This is a genomic window from Pseudomonas sp. GW821-FHT09E04, assembly GCF_059416185.1.
The window spans coordinates 157,616-183,866 of record NZ_JBWKOR010000004.1; the positions used below are offsets into that span (position 1 = coordinate 157,616).

General features: G+C 61.3%; 19 protein-coding genes. 13 read left to right on the plus strand and 6 right to left on the minus strand.

Features of this window, described 5'->3' with window-relative positions; genetic code table 11:
• Positions 1 to 320: 320 nt before the first annotated feature.
• Entirely contained in the window at positions 321 to 1,697 is a 1,377-nt protein-coding gene (locus AC07N4_RS15730) for an L-serine ammonia-lyase (RefSeq protein ID WP_493065714.1), read from the minus strand.
• Between the two features lie 433 nt (positions 1,698 to 2,130).
• Here AC07N4_RS15730 and AC07N4_RS15735 point away from each other — a divergent pair, with 433 nt between their 5' ends.
• The 3 genes from AC07N4_RS15735 to choV all read left to right on the plus strand — a co-directional run bounded on the left by AC07N4_RS15735 (position 2,131) and on the right by choV (position 5,165).
• Entirely contained in the window at positions 2,131 to 3,078 is a 948-nt protein-coding gene (locus tag AC07N4_RS15735; protein ID WP_096817750.1) for a choline ABC transporter substrate-binding protein, read from the plus strand.
• A 66-nt stretch (positions 3,079 to 3,144) separates the two neighbouring features.
• Positions 3,145 to 3,990, plus strand: coding sequence for a choline ABC transporter permease subunit (gene choW / locus AC07N4_RS15740; protein ID WP_085709139.1), 846 nt, complete (start codon positions 3,145 to 3,147; stop codon positions 3,988 to 3,990).
• Positions 3,987 to 5,165, plus strand: coding sequence for a choline ABC transporter ATP-binding protein (gene choV / locus AC07N4_RS15745; RefSeq protein ID WP_096817748.1), 1,179 nt, complete (start codon positions 3,987 to 3,989; stop codon positions 5,163 to 5,165). Before choW ends, choV begins: the two co-directional genes overlap by 4 nt.
• A 217-nt stretch (positions 5,166 to 5,382) precedes the next feature.
• Here the strand turns inward: choV and betT are convergent, their stop codons facing one another.
• The gene (gene betT, locus AC07N4_RS15750) at positions 5,383 to 7,380 is read right to left on the minus strand and encodes a choline BCCT transporter BetT (protein ID WP_096817746.1); all 1,998 of its coding nucleotides are present in this window, start codon (positions 7,378 to 7,380) and stop codon (positions 5,383 to 5,385) included.
• Between the two features lie 425 nt (positions 7,381 to 7,805).
• On the opposite strand from betT, the gene betI reads away from it, so the two are divergent.
• From betI to yccS, 9 genes are all read left to right on the plus strand, one after another.
• Entirely contained in the window at positions 7,806 to 8,399 is a 594-nt protein-coding gene (gene betI, locus AC07N4_RS15755; RefSeq protein WP_085731629.1) for a transcriptional regulator BetI, read from the plus strand.
• A gap of 88 nt (positions 8,400 to 8,487) precedes the next feature.
• Positions 8,488 to 9,960: a betaine-aldehyde dehydrogenase gene (betB, locus tag AC07N4_RS15760; RefSeq protein WP_096817745.1), complete on the plus strand. Its 1,473-nt coding sequence runs from the start codon at positions 8,488 to 8,490 to the stop codon at positions 9,958 to 9,960.
• 115 nt (positions 9,961 to 10,075) lie between these two features.
• Positions 10,076 to 11,779: a choline dehydrogenase gene (gene betA, locus AC07N4_RS15765; RefSeq protein ID WP_493065713.1), complete on the plus strand. Its 1,704-nt coding sequence runs from the start codon at positions 10,076 to 10,078 to the stop codon at positions 11,777 to 11,779.
• Between the two features lie 193 nt (positions 11,780 to 11,972).
• A complete protein-coding gene (locus AC07N4_RS15770) occupies positions 11,973 to 13,415 on the plus strand; it encodes a TldD/PmbA family protein (protein ID WP_493065712.1) in 1,443 nt (480 codons plus the stop codon).
• Positions 13,415 to 14,752, plus strand: a complete 1,338-nt coding sequence (locus AC07N4_RS15775; RefSeq protein WP_493065711.1) for a TldD/PmbA family protein — start codon at positions 13,415 to 13,417, stop codon at positions 14,750 to 14,752. The genes AC07N4_RS15770 and AC07N4_RS15775 overlap by 1 nt, the downstream gene beginning before the upstream one ends.
• Before the next feature lie 64 nt (positions 14,753 to 14,816).
• A complete protein-coding gene (gene mdtD, locus AC07N4_RS15780) occupies positions 14,817 to 16,244 on the plus strand; it encodes a multidrug transporter subunit MdtD (RefSeq protein WP_192559184.1) in 1,428 nt (475 codons plus the stop codon).
• 57 nt (positions 16,245 to 16,301) lie between these two features.
• The gene (gene dbpA / locus AC07N4_RS15785; RefSeq protein ID WP_096817735.1) at positions 16,302 to 17,687 is read left to right on the plus strand and encodes an ATP-dependent RNA helicase DbpA; all 1,386 of its coding nucleotides are present in this window, start codon (positions 16,302 to 16,304) and stop codon (positions 17,685 to 17,687) included.
• Positions 17,688 to 17,830: 143 nt separating this feature from the next.
• Positions 17,831 to 19,009: a BaiN/RdsA family NAD(P)/FAD-dependent oxidoreductase gene (locus AC07N4_RS15790; protein ID WP_493065710.1), complete on the plus strand. Its 1,179-nt coding sequence runs from the start codon at positions 17,831 to 17,833 to the stop codon at positions 19,007 to 19,009.
• A gap of 110 nt (positions 19,010 to 19,119) precedes the next feature.
• On the plus strand, positions 19,120 to 21,303 hold the full coding sequence (gene yccS / locus AC07N4_RS15795; protein WP_096817731.1) for a YccS family putative transporter: 2,184 nt from the start codon (positions 19,120 to 19,122) through the stop codon (positions 21,301 to 21,303).
• A gap of 6 nt (positions 21,304 to 21,309) precedes the next feature.
• Here the strand turns inward: yccS and AC07N4_RS15800 are convergent, their stop codons facing one another.
• On the minus strand, positions 21,310 to 22,047 hold the full coding sequence (locus tag AC07N4_RS15800) for a substrate-binding periplasmic protein (protein ID WP_096817728.1): 738 nt from the start codon (positions 22,045 to 22,047) through the stop codon (positions 21,310 to 21,312).
• A gap of 256 nt (positions 22,048 to 22,303) precedes the next feature.
• On the opposite strand from AC07N4_RS15800, the gene AC07N4_RS15805 reads away from it, so the two are divergent.
• Positions 22,304 to 22,756 (plus strand): GNAT family N-acetyltransferase, encoded by a 453-nt coding sequence (locus tag AC07N4_RS15805; RefSeq protein WP_011336314.1) that lies wholly within the window; start codon positions 22,304 to 22,306, stop codon positions 22,754 to 22,756.
• Between the two features lie 241 nt (positions 22,757 to 22,997).
• Here AC07N4_RS15805 and AC07N4_RS15810 read toward each other — a convergent pair whose 3' ends face one another.
• From AC07N4_RS15810 to AC07N4_RS15820, 3 genes are read right to left on the minus strand one after another with little or no spacing between them, the layout of a single operon-like run.
• Positions 22,998 to 23,294, minus strand: a complete 297-nt coding sequence (locus AC07N4_RS15810) for a winged helix-turn-helix domain-containing protein (protein WP_095964160.1) — start codon at positions 23,292 to 23,294, stop codon at positions 22,998 to 23,000.
• 24 nt (positions 23,295 to 23,318) lie between these two features.
• A complete protein-coding gene (locus AC07N4_RS15815) occupies positions 23,319 to 23,810 on the minus strand; it encodes a YgjP-like metallopeptidase domain-containing protein (RefSeq protein WP_493065709.1) in 492 nt (163 codons plus the stop codon).
• Between the two features lie 41 nt (positions 23,811 to 23,851).
• Positions 23,852 to 25,975, minus strand: a complete 2,124-nt coding sequence (locus AC07N4_RS15820) for a putative bifunctional diguanylate cyclase/phosphodiesterase (RefSeq protein WP_096817724.1) — start codon at positions 25,973 to 25,975, stop codon at positions 23,852 to 23,854.
• Between the last annotated feature and the right edge of the window lie 276 nt (positions 25,976 to 26,251).

Sequence of the window (26,251 nt, forward strand, 5' to 3'; positions counted from 1 at the left end):
CGTTCAATAACTCCTGAAAACGACGTCGCGACGCGTCTATACAAGCCGTCCGACGAAAGGTAGTTCGAAGTGCCATCAGCGGCGGTGAAAGCCCTGCCCCGAAGCGCGTGAGCAAATCGGTAGCACTTGTGGGAACAGGGCCGGGCGCGATTGTCGGACAGTGTCACCGCAGGCACGGGTGACGGACGGTCGCCAGCATCAATCACGCGCTGGAGGTGGGAAAGACTCTTATCTGATTGCGACGCGCCAAAAGGTGGCGCGTTTTATTGCCGATGCTCGCTTGGTGCGCAGTTTTGACTGGTCTGGTGTTATCGGAGGAATCAGCACTCGACCGCGCTGACCGCCAAGCCACCTCGAGAAGTCTCTTTATATTTGTCATGCATGTCGGCGCCGGTATCGCGCATGGTGCGAATCACCCGGTCCAGCGAAATAAAGTGCTGACCATCGCCACGCAAGGCCATCTGCGCCGCATTGATCGCTTTCACCGCCGCAATCGCGTTGCGCTCGATGCACGGCACCTGGACAAGACCGCCCACCGGGTCGCAGGTCAGGCCGAGGTTGTGCTCCAGGCCGATTTCCGCCGCGTTGCACAACTGCTCCGGGCTTGCGCCAAGGATTTCCGCCAGCCCTGCCGCCGCCATTGCGCAGGCCGAACCGACCTCACCCTGACAGCCAACTTCCGCGCCGGAGATCGAGGCGTTCTTCTTGCACAGAATCCCCACCGCCGCCGCCCCGAGGAAATAGTCGACCACGTTGGCGTCGGTCACCGCCTCGCTGAATTTCATGAAGTAGTGCAGCACCGCCGGAATGATCCCGGCCGCGCCGTTGGTCGGTGCCGTGACCATGCGCCCGCCGGCCGCGTTCTCTTCGTTCACCGCCAGGGCGAACAGGTTGACCCACTCCATGGCGCTGAGGGTCGAGCCGATCACGTTGGGCTTGTTCAATTCCTGAAGGCTGCGGTGCAGTTTCGCCGCGCGCCGGCGCACATTGAGGCCGCCAGGCAGGATGCCTTCGTGCTTGAGGCCCTGCTCGACGCAATCCTGCATCGCCCGCCAGAGCTTCATCAGCCCGGCGCGGATTTCCTCTTCGCTGCGCCAGACTTTCTCGTTGGCCATCATCAGTTCGGCGACACGCAGGTTGTTCTTCTTGCACAACTCCAGCAGTTCGACCGCGCTGGAGAAGTCATAAGGCAATTCGGTGCGATCCAGATCCACCACACCGCTGGACGCCTGCGCTTCGTCGACGACAAAACCGCCGCCGACCGAATAGTAGGTATCGCGATGAATCTCGCCGTGATCGCCTTCGGCAACCAGGGTCATGGCGTTGGGGTGGAACGGCAGGTTTTCATCGATCAGGCGCATGTCGCGGGCCCATATAAAGGGCACCGACAAACGACCATCCAGTAAAAGGGTGTGAGTTTCGCGCAGGGCCTGGATTCGCGGGCCGATCTGCGACGGATCGATCGCGTCCGGCCACTCGCCCATCAGGCCCATGATCACGGCGTTGTCGCTGCCGTGACCGACACCGGTGGCCGACAGCGAACCGAACAACTGCACCTCGATCCGCCGCACTTTCTCCAGCAGGAATTTGTCGCGCAGAGACTCGACGAACAGCGCCGCGGCGCGCATCGGCCCGACGGTGTGGGAACTGGACGGGCCGATGCCGATTTTGAACAGGTCGAAAACGCTGATAGCCATTGATGCAGAGCTCCTGAGAGTGCCGTCCGGGGCGTGAAGCGCCCGCTGGCGGAGCTGCTACGCTCAAGCTGCGATCCGCCGGAATGCCCGCATCATCAGGCTTTTCCCGGGTCGCTCGGCGTCTGACACCGACGCACTCATGCCCACTAACGCCGTGCCGGTTTTCGCCCGTGTTTTCGCCGTTTTTATGCGGTTCAGATGGCCAAACGGGGCTGAAAAAAGCTGTAAACGACGTCACCGACACTGGATGCGACCATCCCTGTACTGGATACGACGCACCCTGTAGGCGTCAGATTTTCACTGGTACATGATCGTATCGACTCGATTGCAAGGCGCCGTGGTAGAGCTGTCTCCAGAACGCCATCCAACCGCAACCTATAAGTGCGGTGGTCCAGTCGGAACACTGCCAAAAAAAACACCAAGGAGTCCATCCATGAAAGGTTCCCCGTCGTTGTTGTTGGCCGCCATGCTGAGTCTGCCGTTACTGGCTCAAGCCGCAGAACCGGCGCAGTGCAGTACCGTTAACTTCTCCGATGTCGGCTGGACCGACATCACCGCAACAACCGCGACCACCAGCGTGGTGCTCGACGCCCTCGGCTACAAGACCAAGACCACCATGATCTCCGTGCCCGTGACCTACAAGTCGCTGGCCGACGGCAAGAACATGGACGTATTCCTCGGCAACTGGATGCCGACCATGGAAAACGACATCAAGGCCTACCGTGATGCCGGCACCGTGGAAGTCGTGCGCACCAACCTCAAGGGTGCCAAATACACCCTCGCCGTACCGCAGGCGCTGTACGACAAGGGCCTGCATGACTTCGCCGACATCGCCAAATTCAAGAAAGAGCTCGACGGCAAGATCTACGGCATCGAGCCTGGCAACGACGGCAACCGCCTGATCCAGAGCATGATCGACAAGGATGCCTTCGGCCTGAAAGCCGCGGGCTTCAAGGTCGTCGAATCGTCCGAAGCGGGCATGCTCTCGCAGGTCGACCGCGCGCAGAAACGCGACACCGCCGTGGTTTTCCTCGGCTGGGCGCCGCACCCGATGAACAAGCGCTTCAAGATTCAATACCTGACCGGCGGCGACGACTTCTTCGGCCCGGATTTCGGTGCAGCCACCGTCGCGACCAACACCCGCAAGGGCTACGTCGAAGAATGCAGCAACGTCGGTCAGTTGCTGAAGAATCTGGAGTTCACCGTCGACATGGAAAGCACCCTGATGGGCAACATCCTGGACGACAAGATGAAGCCTGACGCGGCCGCCAAGGCCTGGCTGAAAAAGAATCCACAGGTGCTCGATACCTGGCTCGCTGGCGTGACCACCATTGACGGTAAACCTGGCCTGGAGGCCGTGAAAGCCAAGTTGAATCAGTAATCGCTTATGCCGGACGGCTCCGGCCGTCCGGGCTGTTTATTTCCTTGCATGCGGACGTTCACTACCATGCTGATTGATCAGAAAATCCCTTTAGGCCAGTACATCGCGGGCTTCGTTGAATGGTTGACGCAACACGGCGCCAGCACCTTCGACGCAATCGCCGTGACCCTGGAAACGATGATCCACGGCGTGACGTTTGCGCTGACCTGGTTCAACCCGCTGGTGTTGATCGGCCTCATCGCTCTGCTCGCGCACTTCATTCAACGCAAATGGGGCCTCACCGCCTTCGTGATCGCCTCCTTTCTGCTGATCCTCAATCTGGGGTACTGGCAGGAAACCATGGAAACCCTCGCCCAGGTCATGTTCGCGACCCTGGTCTGCGTGGTCATCGGCGTGCCGCTGGGCATCGTCGCTGCGCATAAACCGATGTTCTACACTTTGATGAGGCCGGTGCTCGATCTGATGCAGACCGTACCGACCTTCGTTTACCTCATTCCTACCCTGACCCTCTTCGGGCTGGGCGTGGTTCCGGGCCTGATCTCCACGGTGGTGTTCGCCATCGCTGCGCCGATCCGCCTGACCTACCTGGGCATCCGCGATGTCCCGGAAGAACTGATGGACGCCGGCAAGGCCTTCGGCTGCTCGCGTCGCCAACTGCTTTCACGGATCGAACTGCCCCACGCCATGCCAAGCATCGCGGCCGGCATCACCCAGTGCATCATGCTTTCATTGTCGATGGTGGTGATCGCGGCACTGGTGGGCGCCGACGGACTCGGCAAACCGGTGGTCAACGCACTGAACACTGCTGATATCGCCCTGGGCTTCGAAGCGGGCCTGGCGATCGTACTGCTGGCGATCATGCTCGACCGTATCTGCAAACAACCCGACGCAAAAGTAGGGGGTGACGCATGAGCATAATTCGCTTCGATAACGTTGACGTTATCTTCGCCAAGGATCCACGCGAGGCGCTCAAGCTGCTGGATCAGGGCATGACCCGTAACGAGATCCTGAAAAAGACCGGGCAGATTGTCGGCGTTGAAAAGGCCAGCCTGGATATCGAGAAAGGTGAAATCTGCGTACTGATGGGCCTGTCCGGCTCCGGCAAATCCAGCCTGTTGCGCTGCATCAACGGCCTCAACACCGTGAGCCGCGGCAAGCTGTTCGTCGAGCACGAAGGAAAGCAGATCGACATCGCCTCCTGCACCCCGGCCGAACTGAAAATGATGCGCACCAAGCGCATTGCGATGGTGTTCCAGAAGTTCGCCCTGATGCCTTGGTTGACCGTGCGCGAGAACATCAGCTTCGGTCTGGAAATGCAGGGCCGTCCCGAGAAAGAACGCCGCAAACTGGTGGACGACAAGCTTGAGCTGGTCGGCCTGACCCAGTGGCGCAACAAGAAACCCAACGAGCTGTCCGGCGGCATGCAGCAGCGTGTAGGCCTGGCCCGCGCGCTGGCGATGGACGCAGACATTCTGCTGATGGACGAACCGTTCTCGGCCCTCGACCCGCTGATCCGTCAAGGTCTGCAGGATGAATTGCTGGAACTGCAACGCAAGCTGAGCAAAACCATCGTGTTCGTGAGTCACGACCTCGACGAGGCGCTGAAACTGGGTAGCCGCATCGCAATCATGAAAGACGGCCGGATCATCCAGTACAGCGTGCCGGAAGAGATCGTGCTCAATCCTGCGGACGATTACGTGCGCACCTTCGTTGCCCACACCAATCCGCTGAACGTGCTCTGCGGTCGCAGCCTGATGCGCACGCTGGACAACTGCAAACGCATCAACGGTTCGGTGTGCCTCGATCCGGGCGGCGATTCGTGGCTGGACCTGGCTGAAGGCAACACCATCAAGGGTGCACGCAAGAACGGTTCGGTACTCGACCTGCAGAACTGGGTACCGGGGCAAGCGGTGGAAGGTCTTGATCGTCGCCCGACACTGGTGGACTCGAACATCGGCATGCGTGACGCGTTGCAGATCCGTTACCAGACCGGCAACAAGCTGGTGCTGCACGACAACAACCATGTGGTGGGGATTCTTGGGGACAGCGAGTTGTATCACGCGCTGCTCGGCAAGAACCTGGGGTAAAGAGAGCAGACACAAAAACGCCGCGAGAGGATCGCGGCGTTTTTGTTTGCGTGATGATCGTTCCCACGCTCTGCGTGGGAATGCAGCCCCGGACGCTCTGCGTCCCATCGGTGCCAGACCGGAATCCGGCACCGCGGCTGGAACGCGGAGCGTCCCTTGAGGCGTTCCCACGCAGACGGTTCGACGCCTCGACGTGGGAACGATCCTGAATCACAACTTAGCTGTACACCCGGCCAAGGAGCTGCCGATGGCTTTCAAACTGATCGAGCACATCGCGAGTGATCTGATCCTGCGTGAAGCCCATCAGGTCGTAATCCTGGCTGCCGTTGTGCAGGTACACCTCGGCGCGGTAGTAACGCTGGCGCGCTTCATCGGACTGGGCCGATTCGGTCGGGGTCGCCAGATAGCCGTCCAGGCTCACTTCGTAGACAAAAGGGTTGCCCTCTTCCATCTCGACGCGCACGCCCATGCAACGCTTGGATTTACCCAGCAGCGTTTGCACTTCCAGGCCTTGGGTACGCAGCTGTGCAGCCGCATCGTCCAGCGCCGGAGTAACGTGTTTGTCCATGAAACGTTGCACCACCGATTGGCTCGGTTGCAGGTCCAGTTGAGTCAGGCGCTCGCTGAAACCACGACGACCGCGCTCAGCCAGTTGCGCTTGCTCCTGTTCGATCTGCACGTCCTGGCGCATGGCCTTGTGCAAGCCGAACATGAAGAACACCAGCACCACCGAGAACGGCAGGCCGGCCAGCACCACCATGGTCTGCATGGCTTCGAAGTTACCGGCGAACAGCAGGCCGATGGTCACCAGGGTGATCACGACCGACCAGAAGATCCGCAGCCAGTGCGGTGCGTCTTCGTCGACGGTGCCGCCCTTGCACGACAGGTTGGCCATCATCACCGCGCCAGAGTCGGCCGGGGTCAGGAACAGTACGAAACCTACAAAGATCGACACACCGATGACGACTTTCGACGCCGGGTAGTGTTCAAGCAACTGATAGATCGCCATCGACGGCTGTTCCAGCGCCGTCTTGCCAAGCTCCACCGCACCGTGGTTCATCACCAGGTCCAGCGCCGAGTTACCGAAGATCGACAGCCACGCCAGGGTGAAGCCCAGCGGAATCAGCAGCACGCCGGCCACCAGTTCACGCACGGTACGACCACGGGAAATCCGCGCGATGAACATGCCGACGAATGGGGCCCAGGAAATCCACCATGCCCAGTAGAACAGAGTCCACAGGCCCAGCCAGCGGTCGGACTTGGCACTGTCGCCTTCATAGACGTACAAATCGAAAGTCTTCAGCACCACGCCGTTGAGGTAGTCGCCGATGTTCTGCACGAAGCCGTTGAGCAGGTGCAGGGTCGGGCCGAACAGCAGCACGAAAATCAGCAGGCCGCTGAACAGAATGATGTTGAGGTTGGACAGACGACGGATGCCGTTTTCCACGCCGGACACGGCAGCGATGGTCGCCACGGTGCTCATCACGATGATCACGATCAGCAGGTTGGTGTTGCTGTGCTCCATGCCGAACAGGTTTTCCAGGCCCGAGGACACTTGCAGCGAGCCGATCCCCAGGTTGGTCACCAGACCCAGCAGGGTCACGAACATGCCGAAACCGTCTACCGCATGACCGGCAGCGCCCTTGACCCAACGCTCGCCCACCAGCGGGTACAGCGCCGAACGCAGTGCCAGCGGCTGGTTATGACGGTAAGCGAAATAGGCAACAGCCAGACCGACCAGTGCGTAGATCGCCCAGCCGTGCAGGCCCCAGTGCAGGAAAGTCAGCTGAACAGCCTGACGCGCCGCCAGGTTGGTAGCGGACGCACCTTCCGGTGGGTTGAAGTAGTGATCCAGCGGCTCGGAGGCACCGAAGTACAGCAGCGAAATACCGATACCCGACGAGAACAGCATCCCCGCCCAGGCGCCATAGCTGAAATCCGGGGTGTCGTCCTTGCTACCCAGTTTGAGTTTGCCGTAGGAAGAGAACGCCAGGCCCACCACAAACACCAGGTAAGCGGCGATCACCACCATGTAGTACCAGCCGAAGCTGCGGGACAACCAGGCCTGAGCCACTCCCAGCATTCTGCCGGCCTCTTGCGGGGCGATGATCAGAATGGCGGTCAACAACAGAATCAACGCGGTCGAGGTGTAGAACACCCAACCGTTGACCGTCACCTTCTCGGGCGGGGTCTTTATAAGCGAGGCAGAACTCATGGCACAAATGCTCCAGGCAGTGCGAGAGAAGAACACAAGGCAACACGGAACCCGACCAATCGGTTAGTTGGCAGCCGACCGGCGGGTGATATAAAGACACCCCGAAAAAAGCCCGAACCTGCAGAGATGGCACCGCGAATCGCCGTCGTGGCCGAGGTCTGGACGTTCATCCGAAACCTGGCCGCGAGCGTCTTGCCCATTCAACACGTCCATCGAACGTCGAACCGCGCCTTGCCCCGCGCAGGTTTCGAGCATTTTCGGATGTCGGTTTATCGCCACTTACACGTAGGAAAAATCTGTAGGCAGCGACGATTTGTCGCAGATCTTATTCTTTGTTGATTGAACGTTCAATCAAAACAAAATAGACTGGCCCTCAATCCGATCGGCGTTTATCGCCCGTTGGAAGGCCTAAGGAGATGTGCAAGATGCCCAAGGTCGGTATGCAACCCATCCGCCGCCAACAACTGATCGAAGCCACTTTGCAGGCCGTCGATCAGGTCGGAATGGGGGACGCCAGCATTGCGCTGATCGCCCGTTTGGCCGGTGTCTCGAATGGCATCATCAGTCACTACTTTCAGGACAAGAACGGCCTGATTGCCGCCACGATGCGGTATCTGATGAGCGTCCTCAGCGAGAACGTCACCGCGCGCCGTCAGGCGCTGGCAGACAGCAGCCCCCGGGCGCATCTGCAGGTGATCATCGAAGGCAACTTCGACGCCAGCCAGGTCAATGGCCCGGCAATGAAAACCTGGCTGGCCTTCTGGGCCACCAGCATGCACCAGCCGTCTTTGCACAGGTTGCAGCGGATCAACGATCACCGTCTGTATTCCAACCTGTGCTGCGAGTTCCGCCGTGTGTTGCCGCTCGAAGATGCGCGCAGCGCCGCCCGCGGACTGGCAGCTCTGATTGACGGCTTGTGGTTGCGCGGCGCGCTGTCGGGAGACGCTTTCGACACCGCGCAGGCGCAACAGATCGCTTACGAATACATGGATTTCCAATTGGCCAAGAAGGTGAGCTAGAGCACAGAGAAAACGCTCGGCCCCTGAACGCCACCGCAGCCTGATCGCGGTGGTCAACGCCAACCACTTATGCACTTGCGAGGACACTATGGCCCGTTTCGAACTGCAAAAACTCTACATCGATGGCGCGTACTCCGACGCCGGCAGCGATGCCACCTTCGAAGCCATCAACCCGGCTAACGGTGAAGTCCTCGCACAAGTGCAACGTGCGACCAAGGAAGACGTCGAGCGCGCAGTCGTCAGCGCCGAAAAGGGCCAGAAAATCTGGGCCGCGATGACCGCCATGGAGCGTTCACGCATCCTGCGTCGCGCCGTCGACATCCTGCGCGAGCGCAACGATGAACTGGCTGCTCTGGAAACCCTGGACACCGGTAAAGCGTTCTCCGAAACCAAATACGTCGACATCGTTACCGGCGCCGACGTGCTGGAATACTACGCAGGCCTGGTACCCGCCATCGAAGGCGAGCAGATCCCGCTGCGTGACACCGCATTCGTCTACACCCGTCGTGAGCCGCTGGGCGTGGTTGCCGGTATCGGCGCGTGGAACTACCCGATCCAGATCGCCCTGTGGAAATCCGCTCCAGCCCTGGCGGCCGGTAACGCGATGATCTTCAAGCCAAGCGAAGTCACCTCGCTGACCACCCTGAAACTGGCCGAGATCTACACCGAAGCCGGCGTTCCGAACGGCGTGTTCAACGTACTGACCGGCAGCGGCCGTGAAGTCGGCACCTGGCTGACCGAGCACCCGCGCATCGAGAAAATCTCCTTCACCGGCGGCACCGACACCGGCAAGAAGGTCATGGCCAGCGCTTCGGCTTCGTCGCTCAAAGACGTGACCATGGAGCTGGGCGGCAAGTCCCCGCTGATCATCTGCGACGACGCTGACCTGGATCGCGCCGCCGACACCGCGATGATGGCCAACTTCTACAGCTCCGGTCAGGTCTGCACCAACGGCACTCGCGTGTTCGTGCCGAGCCACCTGAAAGCCGCTTTCGAAGCCAAGATCGTCGAGCGCGTTGCCCGCATCCGCGTCGGCAACCCGGAAGACGAAAACACCAACTTCGGCCCGCTGGTCAGCTTCGCGCACATGGAAAACGTGCTGGGCTACATCGCCAAGGGTAAAGAAGAAGGCGCTCGCGTTCTGTGCGGCGGCGACCGTCTGACCGACGGCGAATTCGCCAAAGGCGCGTTCGTGGCACCGACCGTGTTCACCGACTGCACCGACGACATGACCATCGTCCGTGAAGAAATCTTCGGCCCGGTAATGGCGATCCTGACCTACGAAACCGAAGAAGAAGTGATCCGCCGCGCCAACGACACCGATTTCGGCCTGGCCGCCGGTATCGTCACCCGCGACCTGAACCGCGCCCACCGCGTGATTCATCAACTGGAAGCCGGTATCTGCTGGATCAACGCCTGGGGCGAGTCCGACGCAAAAATGCCGGTTGGCGGTTACAAGCAGTCGGGCGTTGGCCGTGAGAACGGCATCAGCTCGCTGAACAACTTCACTCGCATCAAATCGGTACAGGTCGAGCTGGGCGATTACGTCTCGGTGTTCTAAGACCCGCCATCGTGCGCTGCCCGCGAAGCCGCCTTCGCGGGCATGTCTGCTCGCCGCTCCCACACGGGAAGCGCTGGCTGTCTGACCTGACCAACTTTCAAAGAGGGTGCATTCAATGTCCCAAGAATTCGATTACATCATCGTGGGTGCCGGTTCTGCCGGTAACACCCTGGCGACCCGTCTGACTGAAGACGAAGGCGTCACCGTCCTGCTGCTCGAAGCAGGCGGCCCGGACTACCGCATGGACTTCCGCACGCAGATGCCGGCCGCACTGGCCTTCCCGCTGCAAGGCCGTCGCTACAACTGGGCGTACGAAACCGATCCGGAACCGTACATGGACGGTCGCCGGATGGAATGCGGTCGCGGCAAGGGCCTCGGCGGTTCCTCGCTGATCAACGGCATGTGCTACATCCGCGGCAACGCGATGGACTACGACGGCTGGGCGAAACTGCCAGGCCTGGAAGACTGGACCTACCTCGACTGCCTGCCGTACTTCCGCAAAGCGGAAACCCGCGACATCGGCCCGAACGACTACCACGGTGGCGAAGGCCCGGTCAGCGTGACCACGCCGAAGGCGGGCAACAACCCGCTGTTCCACGCCATGGTTGAAGCTGGCGTACAAGCCGGTTACCCGCGCACCGAAGACTTGAACGGCTACCAGCAGGAAGGCTTCGGCCCGATGGACCGCACCGTGACGCCGAAAGGCCGCCGTGCTTCCACCGCCCGTGGTTACCTGGACGTGGCCAAGAAGCGTTCGACCCTGACCATCGTCACCCACGCCCTGACCGACAAAGTCTTGTTCGACGGCAAGCGTGCCGTTGGCGTGCGTTACCTGGTCGGCGCTGCCGAAGAGCGCGTTGAAGCCCGCGCCCGTAAAGAAGTCATCGTCTGCTCCGGCGCGATCGCTTCGCCGCAACTGCTGCAACGCTCCGGCGTAGGCCCGGCGAAACTGCTGGAAAGCCTCGACATCCCGGTCGTTCACGATCTGCCGGGCGTCGGCGAAAACCTGCAGGATCACCTCGAGCTGTACCTGCAATTCGCTTGCACCCAACCGGTCTCGCTGTACCCGTCGCTGCTCTGGTACAACCAGCCGGCCATCGGTGCCGAGTGGCTGTTCAACGGCACCGGCATCGGCGCCAGCAACCAGTTCGAAGCCGGCGGTTTCATCCGTACTCGCGAAGAGTTCGAATGGCCGAACATCCAGTACCACTTCCTGCCGGTGGCGATTAACTACAACGGCAGCAACGGTGTGCAAGAGCACGGTTTCCAGGCGCACATGGGTTCCATGCGTTCGCCGAGCCGTGGTCGCATCCAGGTCAAATCCAAGGATCCGCGCCAGCACCCGAGCATCCTGTTCAACTACATGGCCACCGAACAAGACTGGCAGGAATTCCGCGACGGCATCCGCCTGACCCGTGAAATCATGCAACAGCCTGCACTGGACGCTTTCCGTGGCCGCGAAATCAGCCCGGGCATCGAAGTGCAAACCGATGAGCAGCTGGACAAGTTCATCCGCGAGCACGCCGAAACCGCGTTCCACCCGTCCTGCTCGTGCAAGATGGGCACCGACGAGATGGCGGTCGTGGACGGCCAGGGCCGCGTGCATGGCATGCAGGGTCTGCGTGTGGTCGATGCCTCGATCATGCCGATCATCACCACCGGCAACCTGAACGCGCCGACGATCATGATGGCCGAGAAAATCGCCGACAAGATCCGTGGCCGTCAGCCACTGCCACGCAGCAAGGCGCCGTACTACGTCGCCGGCGATGCGCCGGTGAAAGGCAAGGCGCTGCGTGATGTGAGTGCTGTTGCTCAGTAAGTCGTAATAACGGGCGGTGATCGTTCCCATGCAATGTGGGAACGATCAGCCGACTCAAAGCAGTAAATCCTCCTACACCCCCTCTTCACTTGATCCTACCCCCACGCAGGCCTACTCTAGTCCTCGCGCAATCGTTTCACCCCTCCCCGCCGAATCCGCTTCGCCGCTACTCCCATAACAAGGAGGTTCCCTGATGTTCGATTTCCACCCCCAGCTCAAGCAGCGCTTCGCTGCCTTGCGCACGGGCGCCGAGTTTTTTTCCCTGCGGTATGTACGCGAGTCCGGCCAGTACCTGTCGGTGCGCAAGAACGTTGCCGAACCGCCGAGCCTGAGCCGCGACGAAGGTGCGATGCTCACCGTTCGCGTCAACGGCGTCGAAGCCTACGCCGCGACCAATGACCTGTCGCAACAAGGCCTGCAAGCCGCCCTCGAGCGCGCCGAACAGCAGGCCCGGCGGATCAAGCCCCACGCCCTGCTCGACCTGAGCCAGCAGCCGGTGTCCAGCGACCGCGCCGATTACTTTTCACCCAATCTCGAACAACCCTTCCCGTCCCTGAGCGAATGCTTCGAGCTGCTCGGCTCGGAGTCCGCCTCGGTGCCAAAGGATGAGCGCCTGGTGAATTGGGAAGTGAGCATCGGCATCACCCACGTCGAGCAGATCTACCTGAGCAGTGCCGGGGCCGAATTGCGCCAGGCCCAGCGCTTCGTTTATCCGGGCCTGGACGTCACCGCCTACGACGGCAACGACAGCCAGACCCGCAGCCTCGGCCGCGAGAACTTCGGCCAGCAGGGTGGCGCCGACGTGATCAGCCGTTGCGGTCTGATCGGCGCCGGCCCGCAAGTCGCCGATCAGGCGCTGCAACTGCTGCTCGCGCCGAACACCCCGCAAGGCCCGCGCGACCTGCTGCTGATGCCTGACCAGATGATGCTGCAGATCCACGAATCCATCGGCCACCCGCTGGAGCTCGACCGGATCCTCGGCGACGAGCGCAATTACGCGGGCACCAGCTTCGTCAAAGCCTCGGATTTCGGCAGCCTGCAATACGGCTCGAAACTGCTCAACGTGACGTTCGATCCGGGCATTCCCGAAGAACTGGCGAGTTACGGTCACGATGACGACGGTTCCAAGGCCAGCAAGCAATTCTTGATTCACGAAGGCCTGTTGGTGCGGCCGTTGGGCGGTGCACTGTCGCAGTTCCGCGCAGGTCTGGACGGCGTCGCCAACAGTCGCGCCTGCGGCTGGAACCGACCACCCATCGACCGTATGGCCAACCTCAACATCGAGCCGGGCGATCAGCCGCTGGAACAACTGATCGGCGGCATCGACAACGGCATTCTGATGAGCACCAACCGCTCATGGTCGATCGACGATGCACGCAACAAATTCCAGTTCGGCTGCGAATGGGGCCAGTTGATTGAAAACGGCGAACTCAAAGGCGTGGTGAAGAACCCGAACTACCGGGGTATTTCCGCGCACTTCTGGAAGAGCCTGCGCGCCGTCGGCAACGCCGGCACCACCAAAGTGCTGGGCACGCCGAACTGCGGCAAGGGCGAACCGAACCAGGTGATCCGCGTCGGCCACGCTTCGCCGGCCTGCGTGTTCAGCAATGTTGATGTGTTTGGGGGAGACGCCTGATGAGTATTTCCAAGAGCCAGGTCGAGGCCTTCAAGGTACTGGTCAACTGGTTGCGCGACGCAGTGCGCGAGCCGGAACAATTCACTCTGAGTTACGACGCCGAATCGTCGGCCTTCGTCCGCTTCAACCACGCCAAGGTGCGTCAGGCCGGGCAAGTGCAGCAAGCCGGTATCGGCCTGAAACTGATCGACGACGGTCGCCATGCCGACCTGCACATCACCCTGTCCGGCGAGCCGACCACCGACCTGCAGCGCCTCGCCGAAGGCTTGCAGCAACTGCGCGAAACCCTGCCGCTGCTGCCTCAGGATCCCTATCTGCTGCTCAACCACAACGGCTGGCAGAGCAAGAACGTGCAGGAGCATCCGCTGCCGGACACCGAACAGGTCGTGGCGGAAATCGCTCAAGCGGCCGAAGGTCTGGATCTGGTCGGCTTCTATGCCGCCGGCCCGATCAGTCGTGGCTTCGCCAGTTCTTCCGGCGCGTTCGGTTGGCATCAGGCCAACAGCTTCAACTTCGACTTCAGCCTGTTCCACGAGAACGGCGAAGCGGTGAAAGCCAGCTACGCCGGGCACGAGTGGAGCAGCGAAGGTTTCGCCAAACGCTTCCAGCAGGCCCGCGAGCAACTCGAGTTTCTGGGGCGACCGCTGCGCACCTTGCCGCCCGGCCAATACCGCGCCTATCTGGCGCCCGCAGCCCTGGAAGAAATCATGGGCATGCTGTGCTGGGGCGGTTTCTCGGCGCAGTCGATTGCCAGCAAGAGCAGCCCGTTGCAGAAGCTGTATGCCGGCGACCAGGCGTTCAGCCCGCTGGTGTCCCTCGACGAGAAAGTCAGCGACTCGCTGAGCCCGGCGTTTTCCGGCGAAGGTTACCCGCGCAGCGATCTGCGGTTGATCATCGAAGGCAAGGCGGGTGACCAGTTGGTCGGTTCGCGCAGTGCCGCCGAATACGGTCTGACGGCCAACGGTGCCGGCGGTGGTGAGTCGCCGAGTGCGCTGAACATGGGCGCAGGCAATCTGCCGCAGGCCGAGATCCTCAAGCAGTTGGGCACCGGCTTGTACATCAGCAACCTGTGGTACCTGAACTTCTCCGATCAACCGGCCGCGCGCCTGACCGGCATGACCCGGTTTGCCACGTTCTGGGTTGAAAACGGCGAAATTCAGGCGCCGGTCAGCACCATGCGTTTCGACGACAGCGCCTACAGCCTGCTGGGTTCGCAGCTGGAAGCGTTGACTGCCGAGCGTGAGTTGCTGCTGTCGGCGAGCACCTACAGCCAGCGCAATACGTCGTCGGCGCTGCTGCCGGGGGCGTTGGTGAGCCGATTGACCCTGACGCTCTGATACAAATCGTTCCCGCGCCTTGCGCGGGAACGATCATTCACGGCCCTACACCACAAGAGGTTCCATGCCCAACCGCCCGCCTCTCGACGCCATCACCGCCCGCTGGTTGCCGTGGGTCGTCGCCATCGCTTTCTTCATGCAGTCCCTCGACGGGACCATCCTCAACACCGCCCTGCCGGCCATGGCCCGGGATCTCGCTGAAGACCCGTTGCGCATGCAGGGTGTGATCATCGCCTACATGCTCACCGTAGCACTGCTGATTCCGGCCTCGGGCTGGATCGCCGACCGCTTCGGCACCAAGAAAATCTTCTTTGGCGCGATCCTGCTGTTCAGCATCGGCTCGTTGCTCTGCGCCTTGTCGAGCAGCCTGAGCATGCTGATCGGCGCCCGGGTGATTCAGGGCCTCGGCGGCGCGCTGATGCTGCCGGTCGGACGACTGGTGGTGCTGCGCGCCTACCCCCGTTCGGAACTGGTGCGGATCATGGGCTTCATCACCATTCCCGGCCTGCTCGGCCCGCTGATCGGCCCGACCATGGGCGGCTGGATGGTGCAATACCTGACGTGGCACTGGATCTTTTTGATCAACCTGCCGGTCGGTGTCATCGGTTGCTACGCGGTGTGGAAGTTCATCCCCGACCTGCGCGGCACCGAGCGTACGCGTTTCGATAGCCTGGGTTTCCTGCTGTTCGGCGCGGCGATGGTACTGATCACCATCGCCATGGAAGGCCTCGGCGAACTGCACCTGCCGCACTTGCGGGTGATGCTGTTGCTGTTCGGCGGCATGGCGTGTCTGGCGGCGTACTGGCTGCGCGCCGGGCACATCGACAATCCGCTGTTCGCGCCGTCGCTGTTCAAGACCCGCACCTTCGCGGTCGGCATCCTCGGCAACCTGTTCGCTCGCCTGGGCAGCGGCGCCCTGCCGTTTCTGGTGCCGTTGCTGCTGCAAGTGGCGCTGGGTTATTCGCCGTCCCAGGCCGGGATGAGCATGCTGCCGCTGGCGGCTGCCGCGATGGTCGCCAAGTGGGGCGCGCGGCCGCTGATCGAACGCCTCGGCTATCGCATCGTGCTGACCGGCAACACGCTGTTTCTGGGGATCATGCTGGCGAGCATGGGCCTGGTCAGCGAGCAGACGCCGTACTGGCTGCTGCTGTGCCTGCTGGCGATTCTCGGGGCGATCAACTCGCTGCAATTCACCGCGATGAACACCGTGACCCTGATCGACCTCGACGATGCCAGCGCCAGCAGCGGTAACAGCCTGCTGTCGGTGGTGGCGCAGTTGTCGCTGAGCCTCGGCGTGGCGTGCGCCGGTGCGCTGCTCGGCGGCTTCACGGCGGAGATCGGAAACGACGGCGTTGAGACCGTGTTGGGCGCGTTTCAGCTCACGTTCGTGACTGTTGGGATCATGGCGATGCTGGCGGCGACGATTTTCTCCCAGCTCTCGAAGAATGACGGGCGGCGTGTCAGACGTCCGGAAGAGCACATCGAGTCTTAGGGCTATTGGCCACCGGGCTGGTACACTGCGCGACATTTTGTTTTGCAGGCCAGTCCCGTGACCACCATCGCCACCGCTTTTAATACTTTGCCGCTGTCCGCCGCCATGCTGGCTAACCTCGAATCGCTCGGTTATGCCCAGATGACGCCGATCCAGGCGCAGAGCTTGCCGGTGATCCTCAAGGGGATGGACCTGATCGCCCAGGCCAAGACCGGCAGCGGCAAGACCGCCGCGTTCGGCATCGGCCTGCTGAACCCGATCAATCCGCGCTACTTCGGCTGCCAGGCGCTGGTGATTTGCCCGACTCGCGAACTGGCCGACCAGGTCGCCAAGGAAATCCGTCGTCTGGCCCGCGCCGAAGACAACATCAAGGTCCTGACCCTGTGCGGCGGCGTGTCGTTCGGCCCGCAGATCGGCTCACTGGAGCATGGCGCGCACATCATCGTCGGCACCCCGGGCCGCATCCAGCAGCACCTGCGCAAGGGTTCGCTGGTCCTCGACGGCCTCAACACGCTGATCCTCGACGAAGCCGACCGCATGCTCGACATGGGTTTCTACGACGCCATCGAAGACATCATCGAGCAGACCCCGGCCCGTCGTCAGACCCTACTGTTCTCGGCGACCTACCCGGTGGGCATCAAGCAACTGGCGTCGAAGTTCATGCGTGATCCGCAAACGGTGAAAGCCGAAGCGTTCCACGACGACACCCAGATCGAACAACGCTTCTACGAAATTTCCCCGGAAGAGCGCATGAGCGCGGTGACCAAGGTCCTGCACCACTTCCGTCCAGCCTCCACCGTGGCGTTCTGCTTCACCAAGCAGCAAGTGCAGGAAACCGTCGATCACCTGACTTCCAAAGGCATTTCCGCCGTCGGCCTGCACGGCGATCTGGAACAGCGCGACCGCGATCAAGTACTGGCAATGTTCGCCAACCGCAGCACTTCGGTACTGGTTGCCACTGACGTTGCCGCCCGCGGCCTGGACATCGATGCACTGGACATGGTGATCAACGTCGAACTGGCCCGCGATTCGGAAATCCACATTCACCGCGTCGGCCGTACCGGTCGTGCCGGCGAGAAAGGCATCGCGGTCAGCCTGGTGGCACCGTCCGAAGCGCACCGCGCGCAAGCCATCGAACAACTGCAGAAAACCCCGCTGAACTGGGACCAGGTGGACAACCTGAAATCCCAGGGTGGTGCCCCGCTGCAACCGCCGATGAGCACGTTGTGCATTGGTGGCGGCCGTAAAGACAAGGTGCGCCCGGGCGACATTCTTGGCGCACTGACCGGCGATGCCGGCATCCCTGGCGCTCAGGTTGGCAAGATCGCGATCTTCGACTTCCAGTCCTATGTGGCGGTTGAGCGCACCGTGGTCATGCAGGCGCTGCAGCGTTTGAACAACGGCAAGATCAAGGGTCGTTCGCTGCGCGTTCGCGTCTTGTAAGAACAACGCACACTGATCGTTCCCACGCTCTGCGTGGGAATGCCGCCATGGACGCTCTGCGTCCGCTTTTGAATCGTGACGCGGAGCGTCACAGGATGCATTCCCACGCAGAGCGTGGGAACGATCTGTAAGAGGACACCGTTTTGCGCTCTACCGAAGTCGTGATCATTGGCGCTGGCGCCGCAGGGTTGATGTGTGCACTGACCGCCGCCGGGCGCGGGCGTCAGGTGCTGCTGCTCGACCACGCGAACAAGGCCGGCAAGAAAATCCTGATGTCCGGCGGTGGGCGCTGCAACTTCACCAACATGTACACCGAGCCGAGCAATTTCCTCTCGCAGAATTCGCACTTCTGCAAATCCGCGCTGGCCCGCTACACCCAGTGGGATTTCATCGGCATGGTCGCCAAACACGGCGTGCCGTATCACGAGAAAAAGCTCGGCCAGTTGTTCTGCGATAACAAATCCAGCGACATCCTCGGCATGCTGCTGGACGAGTGCGATCAGGTCGGCGTCAACCTGCACCTGGACACCTCGATCCAGACCATCGAGAAAGTCGAGGGCGGTTACCTGCTCGACACCACCCTCGGCCAGATCCAGTGCCAGTCGCTGGTGATCGCCACCGGCGGCCTGTCGATCCCGACGTTGGGTGCCACCGGTTTCGGTTATCAGGTCGCCAAGCAATTCGGCCACGACCTGCTACCGACCCGCGCCGGTCTGGTGCCGTTCACCATCACCGATCAGCTCAAGGATCTGTGCACCGAACTATCCGGCACCTCGGTGGATTGCCTGGTCAGCTGCAACGACCAGAGCTTTCGCGAGAACATCCTGTTCACTCACCGCGGCCTCAGCGGCCCGGCGATTCTGCAGATTTCCTCCTTCTGGGAGCCGGGCGACACGGTCGAGATCAACCTGCTGCCCGATCACGACGCGGCGAGCTGGCTGCAACAGCAAACCGCCGAACGCCCGAACAGCGAACTGAAAACCCTGCTCGGTGAAGTCTTCACCAAGAAGATGGCCAACCTGCTGGCGGACAACTGGTTCGTCTCCAAACCGATGAAGCAGTACACCCACGCCGAACTCGCGGACATCGCCGAGAAGCTCGGCAGCTGGAAAGTCGTCCCGGCCGGCACCGAAGGCTACCGCACCGCCGAAGTCACCCTCGGTGGCGTCGACACCCGCGAAGTCTCGTCCAAGACCATGGAATCGCTGAAAAGCCCGGGCCTCTATTTTGTTGGCGAAGTGCTGGATGTCACCGGGCATCTGGGCGGATTCAACTTCCAGTGGGCCTGGGCATCGGGTTACGCGGCGGCGCAATACGTCTGATTCGAAGGCCGGGCGGAACACTTTTTGCTGTCAGATGTGATCGGCGCCATTGCGTCGGCGTCATTACTGGCTCAATTTAGCGGCATCGCCTCGGAAGGCCTTCGCACTTCATGTCCTCGACCTCGTTTCGTCAGTCTTTGCGGCGCCTGTGGGCGCTGGATAAATTCAGCTACAGCGTGCGGGTGTTCATCGCCCTGACCGGCAGCATGGCGCTGTGCTGGTATCAGGATGAAATGGGGCTGCTGATCCCGCTGTTCCTCGGGATCATCGCCAGCGCCCTGGCCGAGACCGACGACAGTTGGCAGGGCCGCCTCAACGCACTGGCGGTGACGCTGGTGTGTTTCAGCGTCGCGGCGCTGTCGGTGGAATTGCTGTTCCCCTACCCCATCGTGTTCGTCATCGCTCTGGCACTGGCCAGTTTCGGCCTGACCATGCTCGGGGCGCTCGGTGAGCGATATGGCGCGATCGCTTCGGCGACCCTGATTCTTTCCGTCTACACCATGATCGGCGTCGACCAGCGCGGCGGCGCAGTCACAGATTTCTGGCACGAGCCGATGCTGCTGGTGGCCGGCGCCGCGTGGTACGGCTTGCTGTCGGTGCTGTGGCAGGCGATGTTTTCCAACCAGCCGGTGCAGCAGAGTCTGGCGCGGCTGTTCCGTGAACTGGGTTATTACCTGAAGCTGAAATCCTCGCTGTTCGAGCCGATCCGTCAGATGGATGTCGAAGCGCGGCGGCTGGAACTGGCTCAACAAAACGGCCGCGTCGTTGCGGCACTGAACAGCGCCAAGGAAATCATCCTGCATCGGGTCGGCAACGGTCGTCCCGGCTCGAAGGTCAGCCGTTACCTGAAGCTGTATTTTCTTGCCCAGGACATTCACGAACGCGCCAGTTCTTCGCACTATCCCTACAACGCGCTGGCCGAAGCGTTTTTCCACAGCGACGTGCTGTTCCGCTGCCAGCGTCTGCTGCGCCAGCAAGGCAAGGCGTGCCGGGCGCTGGCCGAATCGATCCAGATGCGCCAGCCGTTCATCTACGACGCGACATTCGCCGAAGCCCTGAGCGACCTGCACGCCTCCCTCGAGCATCTGCGTATCCAGAGCAACCCGGCCTGGCGTGGACTGTTGCGCTCGCTGCGGGCACTGGCGGCCAACCTCGGCACCCTCGACCGTCTGCTCAGCGACGCGAGCAATCCGGATGCGCTGGCCGATGCCACCGACAGCAGCCTGCTCGACCGCTCGCCGCGTAACTTCAAGGACGTACTGGTTCGCCTGCGCACCCAACTGACGCCGACGTCATTGCTGTTCCGCCACGCCCTGCGCCTACCGCTGGCGTTGAGTATCGGTTACGGCATGGTGCATCTGATTCACCCGTCGCAAGGCTACTGGATCATCCTCACCACGCTGTTCGTCTGCCAGCCGAACTACGGCGCCACCCGACGCAAACTCGGCCAGCGGATTCTCGGCACCGCCATCGGCCTGACCATCGCCTGGGCGCTGTTCGATCTGTTCCCGAGCCCGCTGGTGCAGTCGTGCTTCGCCATCGCCGCCGGTGTGGTGTTCTTTACCAACCGCACCACTCGCTACACCGTGGCGACCGCCGCGATCACGATCATGGTGCTGTTCTGCTTCAACCAGGTCGGTGACGGTTACGGGCTGTTTGTGCCGCGCCTGTTCGATACCTTGCTCGGCAGCCTGATCGCAGGCCTGACGGTGATCCTGTTCCTGCCGGACTGGCAGGGTCGGCGCCTGAACAAAGTGCTGGCCAACACCCTGACCTGCAACAGCATCTACCTGCGCCAGATCATGCAGCAATACGCCGCCGGCAAGAGCGACGACCTCGCTTACCGCCTGGCCCGTCGCAACGCGCACAACGCCGACGCGGCGCTGTCGACCACGCTGGCAAACATGCTGATGGAGCCGGGGCATTTCCGGAAGGAAGCCGACGTTGGCTTCCGTTTCCTGGTGCTGTCGCACACGCTGCTCAGCTATCTGTCAGGCCTTGGCGCACACCGGGAAACCCAGCTGCCGGCCGAGGTGCGTGAGCATCTGATCGATGGCGCCGGGGTGAAACTGGCCAGCAGCATCGACGAGATCGCCCAGGGCCTGGCGAGCAAACAGCCGATTGCGATTCAGAGCGATGAGGAAGAGGCGCTGGCCAATGAGCTTGAGCAGATGGCGGACGAGATCGACGAAGGCCAGCGACTGGTGCAGACGCAACTGGCGCTGATCTGCCGCCAGCTCGGCCCTTTGCGGACGCTGGCGGCGCATCTGATCAAGGACACCGGCGAGGCTTGAGCCGCCTCACATGCCATGTTGCCTGAGCAACTTGTCATAGCTGCCATCCGCCTTCATCGCCGCAATCGCCTTGTCGAACCCGGCCACGATCTGTTCGTGCTCCGGGTTTTTCAGGCTGACCAGAATGTGCAGACTGTTCTCGCTCAGCGGCTTGGGCAGGAACTCCACGGCGTTGCGCACTTTCGGTGATTCACGGGCCAGGTAATAGCGGGCGACGAATTCGTCTTCCAGGGTCAGCTTGACCCGATCCGCTGCCAGCATGCGCACAGCCATCGCGAAGTTATGTACAGGGACTTTCTGCAACGCGGTATCGGCATCGAACGGCGCGGAATAGGCGTAGCCGCGCACCACCGCAATCGGATAGGTGTGCAGTTCCTGCAAGTTGTTGTATTCGATGGGCGTGTCTTTGCGCTTGAGAAAACGCACACGGTTGAGCAGGTATTCGTCGGAAAACTGCCCCAGCTTCGTGCGCTCGTCGTTGTACCAGGCGTTGACCAGCACGTCGTAACGCCCCTCGCCAACCCCGAGCAGCGCCCGCGCCCACGGCACCTGTTCGTAATCGCTGGCATAGCCGGCCCGGGCCAGGGCCGTGCTGACAATGTCCGTGGCCAGCCCACCATTGACCAGCGTGTCATCGGTAAACGGCGGCCAGACGTCGAAGACCAGACGCAATTTCTCCGCTGCAGCGCTTTGACCCAGCAACAGCAATCCGATCAAAGCAAACGCTCGATGCAATCGCGGCATGCTTGAAAATCCTTAGCGGGCGGGCCGCCCGGCGTGTTTTCAGTCAAAACCCCAAGGCCCCGTACCGGCGAATCCCAGGCCCTAACATTAGCTCATTGAAGCCGTTGCACAGCGCTTCTCTGCAGATTACACAAAGAAGTCGGCGGCGCGAGAAAGGAATGATGGCATTTTGGCCTTCGTCACAGATTATTGCGCCATACAGACATATTTCGACGGTGCGCTTAGTATCGGGCGACGTTGTTCAAGGAATCGGAAGATGACAATCGAGTGGGTCTGCAAACATCACAGCGATCTGGGACTGGAGCAGCTGTACGCCATTTTGAAATTGCGCTCGGAAGTGTTCGTGGTCGAACAGCGCTGCGCCTACCTGGACCCGGACGGTCAGGATCTGGATGGCGATACCTGCCACCTGATGGGCTGGGACGGTGATCAACTGGTGGCGTACCTGCGCCTGCTGGACCCGGAATCCCAGGGCGGCGACGTGGTGATCGGCCGCGTACTGACCGCGCCGGCCGGGCGCGGCAAAGGGCTGGGGCATGAAATGATGGAGCAGGCGCTGAAACAGGCCGAGAAGCGCTGGCCAGAAGTACCGATCTATCTGTCGGCGCAGGCGCATTTGCAGGGCTATTACGGGCGGTACGGGTTTGTGGTGGCGGGTGAGGAATATCTGGAGGATGACATTCCGCATATTGGTATGCGGCGGTCTTGAGCTATCGCTAGGCTGAAGATCGCCCCCTCACCCTAACCCTCCCGAAACGTCGGACCGCCCCGAGGGAGAGGGAACTGATTGGGGAATATTCAGGAGATACGCCGACGTGAGCAATCGCGGTTGAATCCATAATCGACTCGTTTTTTCAGGTCGATGTATAGCGCAATACACCTCGGTCAGCTCCCTCTCCCTCCGGGAGAGGGCTGGGGTGAGGGCAGCGACCTAAAGACGAACACCCAACTCAGGGATATTCCAAAACCGCTTTTATCTGCCGCAAATTCCGCTCAATCCACCCCCGATCAATCGCCCCCCACTCGCGAATCCGATAGCGCCCCGCATGATTGCGCGCGCCCTCTTCCTGTTCGAACTCGCAGACGATATCCAGATCCGCCAGCGCCGCGATGGTGTCCTGCGCCGTGCGCCGGGGCATGCCGGTGACCTCGGTCAGCGCCGGCACGCTGCAGGCCAGGCCGCTGTCGATCAGGTACGCCACGTACAAGCGCCGGTAGAAACTGCTCTTGGTCTTGCTCACGTCCATGCATGCACTCCGCTGTTTGATTTTTTATTGCATGTCTCGCCAGGTCAGATAGACCCGCAGGTCGAACTCGATCTGGTGATAGCCCGGCAGCATGTGATCACACAATTTGTAGAACGCCTTGTTGTGATCCGATTCCTTGAAGTGCGCCAGCTCGTGCACCACGATCATCTTCAGAAACTCCGGCGCGGCCTCCTTGAACAGCGAGGCGATGCGAATCTCTTTCTTGGCCTTGAGCTTGCCGCCCTGCACTCGAGAGACCGTGGTGTGCAGACCGAGGGCGCGGTGGGTCAGGTCGAGGCGGTTGTCGAACAGCACCTTGTCGATGGCCGGGGCGTTGCGCAGGAATTCCTGTTTCAAGTCCAACGCGTAGCCGTACAACGCCTTGTCGCTCTGCACATCGTGGCGGCCCGGATAGCGTTGGCTCAGGTAATCACCGAGGCGATCTTCGGCAATCAATTGGCGCACCTGATCCTGCAATTGCGCGGGATAGGCCTGGAGGTATTTCAACGCAGTCATGGGGCGGCACGGGTCATGAAAAGGCCACCAGTGTAACGAATTCAACTGGCCAACGCGCTCCAGTCGAACGGCTCGGCAAAGCGCGTGGCGTCCTCGGCGACCAACGGCCGCGCCACCAGGAACCCTTGCACGTACTCGCAACCATGGGCTTGCAGCCATTGGTATTGCTCGACGGTTTCCACGCCTTCGGCAATCACCAGCAAGCCGTATTCCTTGCACAGCTCGATGACGCTGCGCACCAGCGAAGCGTCCCGGGACGAGTCCGGCAATCGGGCGATCAGGTGGCGATCGAGTTTGAGGGTATCCAGTTCCAGGTCGCGCAGATGCGACAACGAACAGGACCCGGAACCGAAATCATCCAGCGCCACCCGTACCCCGAGATTGCGCAGCAACCGCAGCTGTTTGCGCGTTTCATCGGGATTGACCGTCAGCGCCTCCTCGGTGACTTCCACTTCCATCTGATGCGGCTGCAAACCATGGCGCTCCAGCACCTGACGCAATTCGGTCACCAGATTCGGCAGCCCGAACTGGGTATTGCTCAGGCTCACGCCGAGCACCAGATCCTTGGAAAACTCGGACTCCCAGGCCTTACGCTGCCCGGCGCCGCGATGATAGATCCAGCTGCCGAGCCGGCTGATCAGCGTCGCCTCCTCCAGCAACGGCAGGAACAACCCCGGCGGCACGTCGCCGACGCTCGGATGCTGCCAGCGCAGCAACGCCTCGAAACCGCGAATCCTGCCGTCACCGATCGCCACCTGCGGTTGATACACCAGATTGAAATCACGGTTCTCGATGGCGTTGCGCACGCTCTCTTCCAGCATCAGCCGTGAGCGCGCGCGGCCGTTCATTTCATGATCGTAGAAGCGATATTGCTGACGCCCGGCGCGCTTGGCTTCGTACATGGCAATGTCCGAGGCGCGCATCAAACCGTCGAGGTTGTTGCCGCAATCCGGGTACGTCGCGATGCCGATGCTGGCGCCGAGGGCGATGTCCATGCCTTCGATCTGCTGACAGATCGACACTCGTTCGATGAGCTTCTCGGCGATCTTTGCTGCCTGTTCGGGGAATTCCAGATCCAGCAGCGCGGTGAACTCGTCACCGCCCATCCGCGCCAGAATGTCGAACGGTCGCAGGCAGGCTTTCAGTTGCTCGGAGACCCAGCGCAGCACCCGATCCCCGGCATCATGGCCGAGGGAGTCATTGACCCGTTTGAAGCCATCGAGATCGAGGTACATCAACACCCAACTGCTGTCCGTGCGCTCGCCGCGCAGCAGCAGGTTCTCAACCGTCTGGTAGAAACCGCGACGATTAAGCAGTCCGGTCAACGGATCGGTGACTGCCTGAAATTCCAACTGCTGATGCAGATGGCGCACCACCGACATGTCCAGCACCGTCACCACCATCGCGTGTTGCTCGCTCGGCAACGGCGCGCAGGAGAGTGCCACCGGCACCTGCTGACCCGGTGCGGTACGCAGCAACGCATCGTGTAATCGCAGCGTCTCGCCACGTTTGTAACTGGCATAAAACTCGGAATCGGCCCACAGCGGAATGTGCGGTTTCTGCAAGTAATCGAGAAACTCCTGCCCCTCCAACTCCTTCACCGGGGCATTCAGCAACCGCGAAATCGCCGGGTTGGCGAAGCGGATCAAACCATCCTCGGCCAGCACCAGAATCCCTTCGGCCGCGTTATCCAGCACCGACGCATTGAAGGCCCGCGCCGACTCCAGATCCTGACTCAAGCGCTGCAACGCCCGGCGATTGCGCTGGTGCTCCAGCAACGCCTGGACTTTCGGTTTGAGAATCTGTGGATCGAAGGGTTTGAACAGGTAATCCACCGCGCCACTGGCATAGCCCTTGATCACGGCGTCCTGGGACTGCTCGTTGGCGGTGAGGAAAATGATTGGCGTCAGCCGCGTTCGCTGGCTGCCACGCATCAGACGCGCGACCTCGAAACCGTCCATGCCCGGCATCTGCACATCCAGCAGCACCAGGTCGATGTCGTGTTCGAGCAACAGGCTGAGGGCTTCGAAACCGGAAGCCGCGGTCATCACCTGCCAGTCCTGGCGCTGCAACAACGCGCGCATGCTGATCAGATTTTCAGGGTAGTCATCAACGATCAAAAGGACTGAGCTGCCTTCACCTGGCGTGGGTTGCGCGCATTCCATGCTGCTTCTCTTGTCGGGACATCCAATCGGGACGCGGCCGGTTTCTCGTGAAAACCGTACAGTTACTGAGCCTTCACTCTAGTCCTGGATCCGAAAAAGCAGTAGCTGTCATCAGGCCATCATTTAACCAAACCGGTAAGAAGCCGACTAACGGTCATCGCTGGAGCCCCCGAAAACCGGGAAAGATGGCATTTCGACAGGATGTTGACGCCAATCATCCGCCAGACGGCCGTTAACAAAAAATCCCTCTACGCTTATAAAGGCCGCCCCCAAGAA

Excerpts from the sequence above, each read along its gene's own strand:
- AC07N4_RS15820 (WP_096817724.1), bottom strand. The coding sequence starts at position 25,975 with ATGGAATGCGCGCAACCCACGCCAGGTGAAGGCAGCTCAGTCCTTTTG.
- AC07N4_RS15805 (WP_011336314.1), top strand. The coding sequence starts at position 22,304 with ATGACAATCGAGTGGGTCTGCAAACATCACAGCGATCTGGGACTGGAG.
- choV (WP_096817748.1), top strand. The coding sequence starts at position 3,987 with ATGAGCATAATTCGCTTCGATAACGTTGACGTTATCTTCGCCAAGGAT.
- AC07N4_RS15815 (WP_493065709.1), bottom strand. The coding sequence starts at position 23,810 with ATGACTGCGTTGAAATACCTCCAGGCCTATCCCGCGCAATTGCAGGAT.
- AC07N4_RS15735 (WP_096817750.1), top strand. The coding sequence starts at position 2,131 with ATGAAAGGTTCCCCGTCGTTGTTGTTGGCCGCCATGCTGAGTCTGCCG.
- AC07N4_RS15770 (WP_493065712.1), top strand. The coding sequence starts at position 11,973 with ATGTTCGATTTCCACCCCCAGCTCAAGCAGCGCTTCGCTGCCTTGCGC.
- AC07N4_RS15775 (WP_493065711.1), top strand. The coding sequence starts at position 13,415 with ATGAGTATTTCCAAGAGCCAGGTCGAGGCCTTCAAGGTACTGGTCAAC.
- betA (WP_493065713.1), top strand. The coding sequence starts at position 10,076 with ATGTCCCAAGAATTCGATTACATCATCGTGGGTGCCGGTTCTGCCGGT.
- choW (WP_085709139.1), top strand. The coding sequence starts at position 3,145 with ATGCTGATTGATCAGAAAATCCCTTTAGGCCAGTACATCGCGGGCTTC.
- betB (WP_096817745.1), top strand. The coding sequence starts at position 8,488 with ATGGCCCGTTTCGAACTGCAAAAACTCTACATCGATGGCGCGTACTCC.
- mdtD (WP_192559184.1), top strand. The coding sequence starts at position 14,817 with ATGCCCAACCGCCCGCCTCTCGACGCCATCACCGCCCGCTGGTTGCCG.
- betT (WP_096817746.1), bottom strand. The coding sequence starts at position 7,380 with ATGAGTTCTGCCTCGCTTATAAAGACCCCGCCCGAGAAGGTGACGGTC.
- yccS (WP_096817731.1), top strand. The coding sequence starts at position 19,120 with ATGTCCTCGACCTCGTTTCGTCAGTCTTTGCGGCGCCTGTGGGCGCTG.
- AC07N4_RS15730 (WP_493065714.1), bottom strand. The coding sequence starts at position 1,697 with ATGGCTATCAGCGTTTTCGACCTGTTCAAAATCGGCATCGGCCCGTCC.
- betI (WP_085731629.1), top strand. The coding sequence starts at position 7,806 with ATGCCCAAGGTCGGTATGCAACCCATCCGCCGCCAACAACTGATCGAA.
- AC07N4_RS15810 (WP_095964160.1), bottom strand. The coding sequence starts at position 23,294 with ATGGACGTGAGCAAGACCAAGAGCAGTTTCTACCGGCGCTTGTACGTG.
- AC07N4_RS15800 (WP_096817728.1), bottom strand. The coding sequence starts at position 22,047 with ATGCCGCGATTGCATCGAGCGTTTGCTTTGATCGGATTGCTGTTGCTG.